Origin of the sequence: Mesorhizobium sp., assembly GCF_005063415.1 — a bacterium.
In the GTDB taxonomy this organism is placed as follows: domain Bacteria; phylum Pseudomonadota; class Alphaproteobacteria; order Rhizobiales; family Rhizobiaceae; genus Mesorhizobium.
Genome location: NZ_SUEG01000130.1, coordinates 1 through 14,333, shown reverse-complemented (window position 1 = coordinate 14,333; position 14,333 = coordinate 1). Strand labels below are relative to the sequence as shown.

8 protein-coding genes are annotated in these 14,333 nt (G+C 62.6%); 7 read left to right on the top strand and 1 reads right to left on the bottom strand.

The window, feature by feature from the left end; genetic code table 11:
* The 5 genes from E5W70_RS25280 to E5W70_RS25260 form a co-directional block, all read left to right on the top strand.
* Window positions 1-2,998, top strand: a 2,998-nt coding sequence (locus tag E5W70_RS25280; protein ID WP_292663617.1) for a translocation/assembly module TamB domain-containing protein, incomplete at its 5' end; no start/stop codon positions are given.
* 261 nt (window positions 2,999-3,259) lie between these two features.
* Window positions 3,260-4,912 carry an ABC transporter substrate-binding protein gene (locus tag E5W70_RS25275; RefSeq protein ID WP_023720874.1) on the top strand — a complete coding sequence of 551 codons (1,653 nt, stop codon included), beginning with the start codon at window positions 3,260-3,262 and terminating at the stop codon, window positions 4,910-4,912.
* 221 nt (window positions 4,913-5,133) lie between these two features.
* Window positions 5,134-6,168 carry an ABC transporter permease gene (locus E5W70_RS25270; RefSeq protein WP_292663614.1) on the top strand — a complete coding sequence of 345 codons (1,035 nt, stop codon included), beginning with the start codon at window positions 5,134-5,136 and terminating at the stop codon, window positions 6,166-6,168.
* An 11-nt stretch (window positions 6,169-6,179) separates the two neighbouring features.
* Window positions 6,180-7,337: an ABC transporter permease gene (locus tag E5W70_RS25265; RefSeq protein WP_292663612.1), complete on the top strand. Its 1,158-nt coding sequence runs from the start codon at window positions 6,180-6,182 to the stop codon at window positions 7,335-7,337.
* Between the two features lie 64 nt (window positions 7,338-7,401).
* Complete coding sequence (locus tag E5W70_RS25260) at window positions 7,402-9,813, top strand: ABC transporter ATP-binding protein (RefSeq protein WP_292663610.1); 2,412 nt, start codon at window positions 7,402-7,404, stop codon at window positions 9,811-9,813.
* Between the two features lie 32 nt (window positions 9,814-9,845).
* On the opposite strand, the gene E5W70_RS25255 is transcribed toward E5W70_RS25260, so the two are convergent.
* Window positions 9,846-10,436, bottom strand: coding sequence for a transglycosylase SLT domain-containing protein (locus E5W70_RS25255; protein ID WP_292663608.1), 591 nt, complete (start codon window positions 10,434-10,436; stop codon window positions 9,846-9,848).
* A gap of 217 nt (window positions 10,437-10,653) precedes the next feature.
* Here E5W70_RS25255 and E5W70_RS25250 point away from each other — a divergent pair, with 217 nt between their 5' ends.
* Together E5W70_RS25250 and E5W70_RS25245 are read left to right on the top strand one after the other, a co-directional pair.
* Window positions 10,654-12,192, top strand: coding sequence for a trimethylamine methyltransferase family protein (locus E5W70_RS25250; protein WP_292663606.1), 1,539 nt, complete (start codon window positions 10,654-10,656; stop codon window positions 12,190-12,192).
* Window positions 12,193-12,272: 80 nt separating this feature from the next.
* Window positions 12,273-14,333: FAD-dependent oxidoreductase (locus tag E5W70_RS25245; RefSeq protein ID WP_292663604.1), on the top strand; the 2,061-nt coding region annotated here is incomplete at its 3' end.

The following is a 14,333-nucleotide window of genomic DNA, read 5'->3' as shown; positions in this document are numbered from 1 at the left end:
CGCTAAGGTCGAGGGCATCACGCTTGCGCTGCACTCCGATCGCTTCGACGTGAAGGCCCGGAGCGGGCCGATCTCCGGCTCGGTGATCGCCGAAAAAATCGGCCTCGACAATCCGACCGTCGCGCCGCTGATCGCCGGCAAGGTCACCGCCAAATTCGCCGGCAGCCTTGCCACCGATGCCATCGTCATCGATAGCGGCACGGTGACCAGCGACGCGTTGAACAGCGGCTTCAACGGGCGGGTCTCGCTGGCCAACGGCGCTATCGACCTTAATGTCAATGCGGATGCCGCCTCGGCGGCACTGCCGGGGGCGGTACGTGGCGTGCTTGCCGAGCGAACGCAATTCAGTGCCGCGCTGAAGCGGGACGCCAACGGCAATGTCACCGCCAACGCCGTCAGGCTGTCGTCCGGTTCGCTGACGGCAGACGGGCAGGCGAGCCTTGCCGACAACAAGCTGAGCGCCGACGTCAAAGGCGCACTAGGCGACGTCTCGCTGCTATCCAAGGATGCCAAAGGCGCCATTTCTTTCGCGCTGAATGCGCAAGGCGCCAGTACCGCGTCGGATCTGTCGCTGACTGTCAACAGCGACAGGCTTTCGGTGGCCGCGCGTGAGATCACCGGGCTGAAGCTCACCGCCACCGGAAAGGCGGACGCCGCGAACCCGGCGGCGAATGTGCAACTCACCGGAAATGTTGGCGGCCAACCGCTGCAGGGCAGCGCCGTGCTGGCGACATCGGACGGCAAAAGCGCCATCAACGGGCTTTTGCTGTCGCTGGGCAAGAACCGTATCTCCGGCGACCTGGCGCTCGACGATGTCTTCGTGCCGGCCGGCACCGTGGCACTCGACCTGCCCGATATCGGTCCGCTTGCGGCCCTGGCACTGGAAAAGGCCGATGGCGATGTGCGCGGCACGATCGCCTTCTCCAAGGCGGGCACGGTGCCACAGGTCGCTGTCAAGGCGACAACGGCCTCGATCGCGCGCGGCGATGTCTCGGCCAAGGCCGTGAGCATCGATGCACTGATCACCAACTATCTGGCGGCACCGGTGATCTCGGGCAAAATCCGTGCCGACAGCGTAACTTCCGGCGGCACGGCTATTCGGGGCGTCAACGTCGATCTCAAGCGCGACGGCGAATGGACCGGCTTTTCCGGTGGCGCCTCCGTGAAGGATATTCCGCTGAAGGCCGCCGGCCGGGTCAAGGCGGTCAAGGGCACGACGACGGTCGAACTTGCCTCCGGCGAGGCGACCATCCGCGGCATCAAGGCGGCCGTCGCCCAGGCCTCGACCATCAACATCGCCAATGGAGTGACCAGCCTCGACAGGCTGGTGCTCAATCTCGGCGGCGGCACGGCGACGGTCACGGGCAAGGCTGGGCAGGCGCTCGACCTCAACGCGGCGCTAGCCCGCGTCCCGATCTCGATAGCCAACAGTTTTTCGCCGGGCCTCGATGCCGCCGGTTCCATCTGGGGCACTGTGAAGGTGACGGGCGCGCCGGCCAATCCGGCCGTTGCCTTCAAGATCGACGCCGCAGGCGTTCAGACCTCGCAGACCCGTGGTGCAGGTTTCGGCGGCATGGGCGTTTCATCCTCAGGTACGTATTCGGGCAACAGGCTGACGTTCGACGCCAACATGAGCGATGCCGCTGGCCTCGGACTCAAGGGCGGTGGCACGATGACGACATCAGGCGCGCCCACCCTTGATCTCAACTTTTCCGGCAAGGTGCCGTTCGCCTTCCTCACCAGGACCCTCGCCGCGCAAGGCCTGTCCCTGAGCGGCACGGCCGACGTCGATGTGCAGGTGCGCGGCCCGGCGACGTCGCCGGTGATCTCAGGCACGGTTCGCACGTCAGGCGCCCGCCTGCTCGACGCGCGCTCGGGGCTTGCGATCAACGACATCACTGCCGATGTCGCCATCGGTGGCGGCGTGGCAAGGATCAACCGCCTGACCGGCACGCTGTCGACGCGCGGCAGCCTTTCGGCCAGCGGCACCGTCGGCATCGATCCGGCCAAGGGTTTTCCGGCCGATCTGTCGATCAAGCTCGTCGACGGCCGCTATACCGACGGCAAGGTGGTCACCGCCAATCTTGGCGGCGACCTGACCGTCAAGGGACCGCTCACCTCCGCGCCGGTGATTTCCGGTACCGTCAACCTGGCCAAGACCGTCATCACCGTACCCGAAAAGCTGCCCGGTTCGCTGGCCGAGCTCAACGTCAAGCACAAGAATGCGCCGGCCGCCGTGCGTGCGCAGGACAAGGCGTTGCGCCCGGCCGCAGCAAGCAACGGCGGTGGAGGCAGCGGCCTCAACCTCGACGTCACGGTCAATGCGCCGAGCCAGATCTTCATCCAGGGCAGGGGCGTCGACGCCGAGCTCGGCGGTTCGCTGCGGCTGACCGGCCCTGCATCGTCACCCCAGGCGGTCGGCACCTTCACCTTGCGGCGCGGACGGCTGACGATCCTTGCCAAGCGGCTGACCTTCACGGACGGCACGGTCGGCTTTTCCGGCTCTCTGGTGCCCTACCTCAACCTCACGGCGCAATCGAAGACAACCAGCGCCACCGTGACCATCGTGGTGTCGGGCGAGGCGACCAACCCGAAATTCACCTTCTCCTCGGTACCGGCGCTGCCGGAGGACGAGGTGCTGGCGCAGCTGATCTTCGGCCGTTCGATGTCGAACCTGTCGCCGCTACAGATCGCGCAGCTTGCCGAGGCTGCCGGACAATTGGCCGGCGTCGGCGGCTCGACTTCCCTGCTGCAGAACCTGCGCAGCGCGATCGGCGTCGACGATCTCGACGTAATCACCGACGAAAAGGGCGGCACCGCCGTATCGGCGGGCAAGTATCTCAACGACCGCACCTATGTGACGATCCAGAAGGGCGACAGGCCGGGCTCGGGCAAGGCAACCGTCGATCTCGATGTCGGGCGCGGCGTCAAGCTGCGAGGCGAGGCAACCGACGCCGGCGAAGCCAAAGGCGGTGTTTTCTACGAACGAGAATATTGAAACAGGCCGTTCGCGCAGTACAGTTGGTTCTCCGAAGAACGAGCGGCGCAGCGGCGAATGTCCCAGTTTAATTGCCCGTTGAGATTTCGGACGAAATCCCTGGCGCAGTAGCAAATTTGCGCCAAGACTGTCGTTATCGCGCGAACCGCCCTGCTTTCAAAGTTGCACATTCCTTGGCATGTTCCCAATCCGTGCCGTCTTTGACATCATGGCGCGAATGCGGAATGTTAAAAGGCAGAAAGCCAACAATGGGAGTTAGTCATGACGATCTACAAGAGTAACGGTGACCGCGTTCCCGATCACATCCTGGCCATGGCCGAAGACGCCAAGGCAGGCAAGATGGATCGTCGCGAATTTCTGGCTCTCGCCAGCGTCTTCGGCGCGTCGACGGCGATGGCCTATGGCATGCTTGGCCTTGCAGACCCGACGCCGGCCAAGGCGGAAGAGGTCCAGGGCAAGAAAGGCGGCGTATTGAAGGTCGCGCAATGGATCAAGGATCCGAAGGATCCGCGCAAGTCCGACTGGTCGGAAATCGCCAATGCCGAGCGTCAGGCGCTCGAGCCGCTGGTCAAATATACCACCGAATACACATTCCGCCCCTATCTGCTGGAGAGCTGGGACGTGAATGACGACGCTACCGAATACACGCTGCATGTGCGCAAAGGCGTCACCTGGAACAACGGCGATCCTTTCACCGCAGACGACGTCATCTTCAACCTCAAGCGTTGGGCCGACAAGAAGGCCGAAGGCAATTCCATGCCCGGTCGCCTCGGTTCGCTGGTCAAGGATGACAAGCTGGATGAGAGCGCGGTGACCAAGGTCGATGACCACACGATCAAGCTGACGCTCAGCAAGCCGGATATCGCCCTCATTCCCAACGTGTGCGACTATCCCGGCCTCATCGTCCACAAGACGTTCGACGAAAAAGGTGGCGACTTCAAGTCCTGCCCGATCGGCACTGGGCCGTTCGAGCTGGTCTCCTACGATGTCGGCCAGAAAGTGGTCTACAAGCGTCGTGAAGACAACAAGTGGTGGGATGGCGAGGTGTTCCTGGACGGCATCGAGTTCATCGACTACGGCACCGATCCGGCGGCGATGGTCAGCGCTTTCGAAGCTGGCGAAGTGCACACCAATTTCGAAACCTCGGCCGACTATGTGTCGATCCTCGACGGCATGGACTTGGCGAAGTCCGAGGTCGTCACCGCCTCGACGATCGTCTGCCGCACCAATGTGACCAACAAGCCTTACGGCGACCAGAAGGTTCGCAACGCCCTGCAGCTCGCGGTCGACAACGCTGTCGTCCTCCAGCTCGGCTACGGTAATGCCGGCACGGTTGCCGAAAACCACCATGTCGCCCCGATCCATCCGGAATATTACGAGTTGCCGAAGGTTGCTCGTGACCCGGCCAAGGCAAAGGCGCTGATGGCGGAAGCCGGCCAAGCCGATTTCGAGCACGAGCTGATCACAGTCGACGAAGACTGGCACAAAAACACCGGCGATGCGATCGCCGCGCAGATGCGCGACGCCGGCATCAAGGTCAAGCGTACGGTGCTGCCGGGTTCGACCTTCTGGAACGACTGGACGAAGTATCCGCTGTCGATGACCAACTGGAACATGCGGCCGCTCGGCGTCCAGGTTCTGGCGATCGGCTATCGTACAGGTGAAGCCTGGAACGAGACGGCCTGGTCGAATCCGGAGTGGGATGCCAAGCTCAACGCTGCGCTCGCGGTTGCCGACGCAGCCAAGCGCAAGGAAATGATGAAGGATATCGAGCAGATCCTGCAGGATTCCGGCATTATCATCCAGCCTTATTGGCGCAAGCTCTACAGCCATTCGGTCAAGGCGGTGCAGAACTACAAGATGCACCCGACCTTCGAGCGCGACTACGGCAAGGTCTGGCTCGACCAGGCCTGACCGGACGATCCGGAAAGGGGCGTCTCGCCCCTTTCCGTCGCTCTTTGCATGGTCCTTGGACCGGAAGTCGGCGCAGCAAAAAGTTGCGGACTCTTCGGCCTGGGTCTGCAATAAAAAGGGTATTGCATCTGGGACTGGTCTGAAGGCCTGTTCTGCCGCTGACGGCAGGGCACGGCTTGCAAACCGGTTCCAACCCCCAACCCGACCGGCAGGGGACCGCCATGCTTTCTTTCGTTATCAGGCGTCTCGGCACCATGGCATTGACGATGCTGTGCCTGACGATGATCGTCTTCTTCCTGGTCAATCTCGGGCCTAATCTGAAGAAGCTGGCGATCAGCCAAACCGAAATGCACACATCCGCCGAGCAGCTTGAGGCTTGGCTGGTCAACCATGGCTATCGGCAGAATTTCTTTATCCGCTACGGCCAATGGCTGGGCGTCATGCCCAAGCAGCCGGTGACCGACCCGGCGACCGGCAAGCCCGCACAGCGTTTCTCCTTCTGCAACGATCCGGTCGTGCCGACATTCTCCGGCATCCTGCAGGGCGATTTCGGCTGCTCGACCAAGTTCAAGACGACGGTCGCCTCAAAGCTCTTTCCGGCGCTCAGCGCGACCGGCATACTGATGCTCTGCGTGCTTGCGGTTATGGTGCCGGTCTCGCTTTTGATCGGCATTCTCGCCGGCATGCGCGAGGGCTCACGCACCGACCGTACATTGTCGGTGGCTTCGATCGCCTCGACGGCGACGCCCGAATATGTTTCGGGCGTCATCTTCACCGTCATCTTCGCCTCCTGGCTCGGCGTGCTGAACGGTTCGGCGGCCTCGGCCAGCCAGGGCATCACCTTCTACAATTTCACCTTGCCGGTGATGACGCTGGCGATCTACGGCATCGGCTACATCGCCCGCATGACCCGCGCCTCGATGGTGGAGGTGATGACACAGCAATATATCCGAACCGCCCGGCTGAAGGGCCTCTCCTTCGGCAGCGTGGTGATAAAGCACGCTCTGCGCAACGCGCTGATCGCACCGTTCACGGTCATCATGCTGCAATTTCCGTGGCTGCTCACCGGCGTCGTCATCGTCGAGGTGATGTTCCGCTACCAAGGGTTCGGCTACACGCTGGTCGAGGCCGCCGGCAACAACGACATCGATCTTCTGCTCGGCTGCTCGCTGGTCTCGGTGTTTATCGTCCTGATCACACAGCTCATCTCCGATGTCGGCTACGCGTTCCTCAATCCGCGCATCAGAGTTCAATAGGAGACCGGCGGATGCAGGTCGAATATCTCAGCGCCTTCAACGTCGTACTCGGCGTGCTTACCCGCTTCTGGCCGGTCTGGATCGCTCTCGCCCTGGTGATGGGGGCGAGCTTCGGCTACAAGAAGAAGCTTGGCCTTTACGGCCAGCTTTTCGACAGCGGCGTCGGCATCGTCGGCGTCGGCATCTGCCTGTTCTGGCTGTTCACGGCGATCTTCGCATCGACGGTCGCGCCCTTCGATCCGCTCGCCCAGGTGCCGATCATGAAGGACGCGCTGCCTGGGGCAATCGATCCGCAATCGGGGCTCGCCTATCTCTTCGGCGGCGACAAGCTCGCCCGTGACGTGTTCTCCCGAATGGTCTATGGCAGCCAGATCGTGCTGATCATCGCGCCGGCGGCCACCGGTTTTGCGCTGATGGTGGGTATTACGCTCGGCCTGCCGGCCGGCTATTACGGCGGCAAGATCGATACGGTGCTGTCCTTCCTCGCCAACCTTGTGCTGGCCTTCCCGGTGATTCTGCTGTTCTACCTGCTGGTGACGCCGGGCATCATGGACACCCCGATCCCCTACGCGATGGCCGGGCTGTTCTTCCTGTTTCCGATCATCTTCTTCAGTGTGCTGTTCTGGACGCGCTACAAGAACCGCCCCGACCGCCTCTATATCCTGCTTGGCCTGACGTTGGTCGTTGGCGGCTGGATCTATGCCGGCCTTGTCTTCGATGCCGATCCGTTCAAGATCATCCACATCGATCCCAACCAGCTCAACATCTTCGTGGCGGTGGTGTTCGCCTCCAGCCCGGGCGTGTTCCGCATCGTGCGCGGTCTGGTCATGGATATCAAAACGCGCGACTATGTTGCGGCGGCGCAGACGCGCGGTGAATCGCCCTGGTACATCATGCTGTGGGAGATATTGCCCAACGCGCGCGGGCCGCTGATCGTCGACGCCTGCCTGCGCATCGGCTACACTACGATCCTGCTCGGCACGCTCGGCTATTTCGGGCTGGGGCTGGCGCCGGAAAGCCCGGACTGGGGCACGGCGATCAAGGATGCCAGCCGGCTGCTGCGCTCGTTCATCCACCCGGCGCTGCCGCCGACGATCGCATTGATGTCGTTCGTGCTCGGCCTCAACCTCCTGGCGGATTCGTTGCGCGAACAGTCGATGAAAGATTGATACCGGGAAAGATCGATGCCGGGTTCGGCCCGACATGCCTGAAGAACAAGGATTGGAGCGACCCATGAATGAGGCAGTTCGAAATCCCGCCAAGCCGACCAATGGGCCGATCATCGAGATCGAGAACCTGTCGATCTCCTTCTTCACCCGCAAGGGCGAGATCCCGGCCGTCATGGATTTTTCCTGCACGGTCATGCCTGGCGAGGCGATGGGTATTGTCGGCGAATCCGGTTGCGGCAAGTCGACCGTGTCGCTCGGTATCATGCGTGACCTCTCCAACATCGGAAAGATCGTCGGCGGAAAGATCAAGTTCCAGGGCAAGGACATGGGAGAACTGTCCGACGAGGAACTGCGCGCCATCCGCGGCAACAAGATCGCCATGATCTACCAGGAGCCGATGGCCAGCCTCAACCCGGCGATGAAGGTCGGCCAGCAGCTGATGGAAGTGCCACTGATCCACGACAAGGTGTCGAAGGACGAAGCTTACAAACGCGCTTTGGAAATGGTGCGCGCGGTGAAGCTGCCGGATCCCGAGCGCATGATGCGTTCCTACCCGCACCAGCTTTCCGGCGGCCAGCAGCAGCGCATCGTCATTGCCATGGCGCTGCTGTCGAAGCCGGCGCTGCTTCTGCTCGACGAGCCGACGACGGCGCTCGACGTGACGGTTGAGGCCGGTATCGTCGACCTGGTCAAGGGGCTGGGCGAGAAGTTCGGCACCTCGATGATCTTCGTGTCGCACAATCTCGGGCTGATCCTGGAGACCTGCGACCGCATCACGGTGATGTATTCGGGCGAAGCGGTGGAGACGGGCAAGATCAAGGACGTCTTCGACCGGATGCGCCATCCCTACACGCAAGGCCTGTTCCGCTCGATCCCGTTGCCGGGCGCCGACAAGAATTCGCGGCCGCTGATATCCATCCCGGGTCAGTTGCCGCTGCCGCACGAGCGGCCGAAGGGCTGCAATTTCGGCCCGCGCTGCCACCATTTCGTCGAGGGCGTCTGCAACGCCGCCGAAATTCCTATGATCGCGGTCGACGGCCATGACGGGCATTTCTCGCGCTGCGTGCGCTTCAACGAAATCGACTGGGAGGCGCTGCCGCCCGGCGCCAAGAAGGTCAACGAGCGGGTGGTGCCCGGTGCGCCGGTGCTCCAGATCGAAGACCTCAGGAAGTACTACAAGGTCGGCGGCAGCGAAGTGTTCGGCTCGAGCGAGGGCCGCGTCGTCAAGGCCAACGAGACGATCTCGTTCATGGCGCGCGAATCCGAGACCGTCGCTATCGTCGGCGAATCCGGCTGCGGAAAATCGACGCTGGCCAAGGTGCTGCTCGGCCTCGAAACGGCAAGCTCTGGCCGCGTGAAGCTCGGCAACAAGGAGATCCAGTCGACCGGGATCGAGAAGCGTTCCGTCGACACGGTATCGTCGATCCAGATGGTGTTTCAAAACCCGTTCGACACACTCAATCCCAGCCATTCGGTCGGTTCGCAGATCATCCGTACGCTGGAAAAGTTCAATGTCGGCGACACGGTGGCCGACCGCCGCAAGCGGATGCTGGAGTTGCTCGACCTGGTGAAGCTGCCGAGGGCGTTCGAGACGCGCAAGCCGCGCCAGCTTTCAGGTGGCCAGAAACAGCGCATCGGCGTGGCGCGTGCCTTTGCCGGCGACGCCAAGGTGGTGGTGGCCGACGAGCCGGTCTCGGCGCTGGATGTGTCGGTCCAGGCCGCGGTGACCGAGCTCTTGATGGACATCCAGCGCAAGAACAAGACGACGATGCTGTTCATCAGCCACGATCTGTCGGTGGTGCGCTACATCGCCGACCGTGTCGTCGTCATGTATCTCGGCTATATCGTCGAGCAAGGCACGACCGACCAGATATTCGCGCCGCCCTATCACCCCTATACCGAAGCATTGCTGTCGGCGATCCCGATCGCCGACACCAGCGTGGTCAAGAAGCACATCGTGCTGGAGGGCGACATCCCTTCGGCGATGAACCCGCCGTCCGGCTGTCCGTTCCAGACGCGCTGCGGCTACAAGAAACTGGTGCCGGACAACCTTTGCGAAACCCAGGTGCCGCCAGTCAAAAATGTCGGCGACGGCCATATGAGCCTGTGCTGGCTGTCCGACGACGTGCTGGCGAAAATGGAGCCGGTGATCAAATTCGACAAGGAGCACGCCGCGAATGAGGGCGTGCCGGATGATGCAAACCACGGTGTTGGCCCGGGCTTTGCCGGAGATCCGCCCAAGCGCCCGCATGGAAAGACTGGCAGCGTTGAAGCCGATGCCGAGGGCCAGGCAGTGGAGAATGCCGAAGCGGTCGCCAAAGCCCGAAGTCACGAGGTTCGCGACGAGGTTTCAGAGACCGGCGGGACCTCAAGCCCTGCCGATAGCGCGGTGGCACCAATCACGCCGCCGACGGTCGGTGATGGACGGCAGGCAGAGGACGCTCCGCGCAAGCCGCGCAAACCCAAGGGCGGCTGAGAGCCGTTATTACGCGCCGTTAGAATGCTAGACTAGGGCGCGCATTGCCGTAGCTGCGCGGCGTAGTCCTGCGCCATCTGCTCGGTGGCGTGCGCATAGCGCTGCACGTCGGCGTCGCCGCGACTGCCGCGCTTGTAGGCGTTCCAGCCGAGATAGTAGGCGAGATACAGATTGTAGGTGTCGTTGCGGGCGACGCCGAGTGTGTCGGCGGTCTTGGAATGATACCAGCCGACAAAATCGACGGCGTCGGCAAACCTGGTGCGGCGCGCCGCCCAGCTGCCGGTCTCGTTCTGGTATTGCGCCCAGGTCCCGTCGAGCGCCTGCGAGAAGCCGGTGGCGCTGGAGATATGTTTCCAGGGAATGAAACCCAGCAGCTTGGTGCGCGGCGGCCTGGCATTGCTCTTGAAGCCGGATTCCTTGCGCACCGTCGCCATCAGCACGGGAACCGGCACACCGTATTTCTGCTCGGCGCGTTGTGCCGCCGCCTGCCAATTGTCGAACCAGCCGTCATTCTGGTCGAAAACGGCACAGACATCGTTGATGTGGTTCGGCGGCGTCGCGCAGGCCGAAAGCGCCAGCGGCACGACAATCGCTACAATTTTACTAAAACTCGACCTACGCATTGGAAGAGCATTAGGCCGAAAACATAAAAGGAATCTTGCTGTCTTCCTTAACGGCTCATCGGCCGCTTGGCCGACACTGAGCAGGTATAAACATTCCGACGTTTGTTGTCGCTTTTACCGACGTGAAATTCTCGCAATGGCGCCTTGGCTAAAATCACGCCCGCAGGTGGCGGATTCTTGACAGCTCGATCCTCGTGCCGGCGCTTTGATGCGCTGCATGAGCGAACCAAGACGCAAGCGCGGCGCCGAGCGAACCAGCAACAGGGGACCGACCGCCATCCCGCAACTGCCGCTCAGGCGGGTGACAAATCCTTATCCGCCGATGGCGATGCTCTCGGCCGACCAGATCGAGGCGATCCATGAAGCCTCTATGCATATCCTGGAGAATTTCGGCATCGAGGTGATGAGCCAGCGGGCACTGTCGCTGTTCGAGAAGGCCGGGGCCAAGGTCGATCGTGCCTCGATGAACGTCCGCATCGATCGCGGCATGATCGAGGAAGCGCTGAAGACGATGCAGTCCAGCTATACGCTGACGCCGCGCAATCCCGCCCATGCCGTCCACCTCGGCGGCAATACCATCAACTTCACGCTCGTCGCCGGGCCGCCGAATGTGCACGACATGGAGCGCGGCCGCCGTGCCGGCAATTTGCGCGATTATTCCGATCTCGTCCGGCTGGCGCAGCATTTCAACTGTATCCACATGCTCGGCAACCAGGTCTGCGCGCCGATGGAGCTGCCGGCGAATTCCCGTCACCTCGACACCTATTTCGCCAATCTGACAATGACCGACAAAAGCTTTCACGTCTCGGCCATCGGCCGCGGCAGGGCGCTCGACGGCATCGAAATGATGGCAATCGCGCGCGGACTGACGCTTGACGAGATGCGCGACGATCCCGGCGTCACCACGATCATTTCGGTCAACTCGCCGCGCCGCTTCGACGAGATGATGGCTGAGGGGCTGATGACGATGGCCGAGTTCGGCCAGTCGGTGGCGGTAACGCCATTCACGCTGATGGGGGCGATGAGCCCGGTGACGCTTGCCGGCGCGCTCGCCCAGCAGAATGCCGAGGCGCTGTTCGGGGTGGTGCTGACGCAGCTCATCCGCCGCGGCGCGCCGGTGATGTATGGCGCCTTCACCTCCAATGTCGACATGAAGTCGGGTGCACCGGCTTTTGGCACGCCTGAAAACACCAAGGCGAATATTGCGTCCGGACAGTTGGCGCGGCGCTACAAGCTGCCTTATCGCACGACGCCGGGCTCGGCCTCCAATGCCGCCGACGCGCAAGGCGCCTATGAGACGCTGATGGCGCTGTGGGGCGCGGTGCTCGGCCACGGCAACCTCGTGTACCACGCCGCCGGCTGGCAGGAGGGCGGACTGACAGCGTCGTTCGAAAAGTTCATCATCGACGTCGAGATGATCCAGCACATGATGGAGTTTTTGCGCCCGATCGAAGTCAACGAGGCCGAGCTCGCCGTCGAAGCTCTGGGTGCGGTTCCGACCGGCGGCCACTTCTTCGGCGAGCCGCACACGCTGGAGCGCTACGCCACGGCCTTCTACCAGCCGATACTGTCCAACTGGCAGAACTACGAGGCCTGGCAGGAGGCCGGTGGGCTCGACGCCACGGCGCGTGCGACGAGGCTGTGGAAGAAGGCGCTGGAGGACTATGTCGAGCCGGTGATGGAAATCTCCAGGCGCGAGGCATTGGAGGCGTACGTGGCCAAGCGCAAGGAAGCGATCGGGCAAAGCGAGCCTTAAACGCTGCTCTTGTTCAGATTCATTCTCTTCTCCTACAGAATCATGAAACCCAACCAACTCTTTGAAATGACGAGAATCCCATGAAATCGCATGCAAAGGTCGTGGTTATCGGCGGTGGCGTTGTCGGGTGCTCCGTGCTGTTCCATCTGGCCCGTCACGGCTGGACCGACATCGTGCTCCTGGAGCGCAATGAATTGACCTCCGGCTCGACCTGGCACGCCGCCGGCGGCATGCACACCATCAATGGCGATCCCAATGTCGCCAAGCTGCAGAAATACACAATCTCGCTCTACAAGGAGATCGAGGAACTGTCCGGCCAGGCGACCGGCGTGCATCTGACTGGCGGCGTCTTGCTTGCGGCGACCGAGGCGCGGCTCGACTGGCTGCGCGGCGTCGTCGCCAAGGGCCGCTATCTCGGCATCGACCTCGAAGAGATATCGCCTGATGAGGCGGCCGAGCTGATGCCGTTGCTCGACCCCAAGCAGTTCGTCGGCGCCGTTCGCAACAAGGAGGACGGTCATCTCGACCCCTCCGGCGTCACCCACGCCTACGCCAAGGCCGCGAGGAAGCTTGGTGCCGAGGTCGAGCGTTTCACCAAGGTCGAGGATATCGTGCGGCGCGCCGACGGGTTGTGGCGCGTCATTACCAACAAGGGTGAGGTGGTGGCCGAGCATGTCGTCAACGCCGGCGGCCTGTGGGCGCGTGAGGTCGGCCGCATGGTCGGGCTGGAGCTGCCGGTGCTGGCGATGGAGCACATGTACCTGATCACCGAGGATATGCCGGAAGTCGCCGCCTGGAACCAGAAGACCGGCACGGAGATCATCCATGCAGTCGATTTCGATGGCGAGCTGTATCTGCGTCAGGAGCGCGGCGGCATGCTGATGGGCACTTACGAAAAGGCCAACAAGCCATGGTCCGAGTTCCAGACGCCGTGGAATTTCGGCCACGAGTTGCTCGAACCCGACATCGACCGCATCGCACCGTCGCTGGAGGTCGGCTTCCGGCATTTCCCGGCCTTCCAGAATACCGGCATCAAGCAGATCATCAACGGGCCCTTCACCTTCGCGCCGGACGGCAATCCGCTGGTCGGGCCGGTGCGCGGCCTGCCGGGTTTCTGGGTGGCCTGTGGTGTCATGGCGGGGTTCTCGCAGGGAGGCGGCGTCGGGCTGGCGCTGTCGAACTGGATGATCGAAGGCGATCCCGGCGCCGATATCTGGGCGATGGATGTGTCGCGCTACGGTGACTGGGCGACGATGGCCTATACCAACGCCAAGGTGCGCGAAAACTATTCGCGGCGGTTTTCGATCCGCTTCCCGAACGAGGAGCTGCCGGCTGGACGGCCGCTCAAGACGACACCGGTTTACGACCTGTTGTCGGCCAAGGGCGCGCAATGGGGGGTCGCCTATGGGCTGGAGGTGCCGCTATGGTATGCGCCCGCCGGCGTCAAGGATGAGTTCTCCTGGCGTCGCTCAAGCGATTTCGAGCATGTGGCGAAAGAAGTGGAGACGGTTCGGCAAGGCATTGGCCTGTCGGAAATCTCGTCATTCGCCAAATACAGAGTAACCGGCGCGGGCGCTGCAGCCTGGCTCGACCGCTTGCTTGCCTGCAACCTGCCAAGGCCCGGCCGCATGACGCTGGCGCCGATGCTGAAGGAAGACGGCAGGCTGATCGGCGATTTCACGCTGGCCAATCTCGGCAGTCTAAATTCTGCAAGCGACGATTGGTTCCTGGCTGGCTCCGGCGTCGCCGAGCAGTACCACATGCGCTGGTTCGAGGCGCATCTGCCGAAGGACGGCTCCGTCAGCATCGAGGCGCTCGGAGCAAAACTCACCGGCTTGTCGATCGCCGGGCCGAGCACGCGGAACCTTCTTGAAAAGGTTACACGGTCGGACGTGTCGAATGCGGCCTTTCCGTTCATGGCCATCAGCAAGATGGACATCGGCATGGCGCCATGTCTGGTCGGGCGCGTCAGCTACACCGGCGATCTCGGCTACGAAATCTGGGTGGCGCCGGAATATCAGCGTGCGGCATTGCAAGCCTTGATGGCCGCGGGGGAGGAATTCGGCATTGGCCTGTTCGGCTCGCGCGCCCTCAATGCGCTACGGCTTGAGAAGAATTACGGCTCATGGGCGCGCGAATAC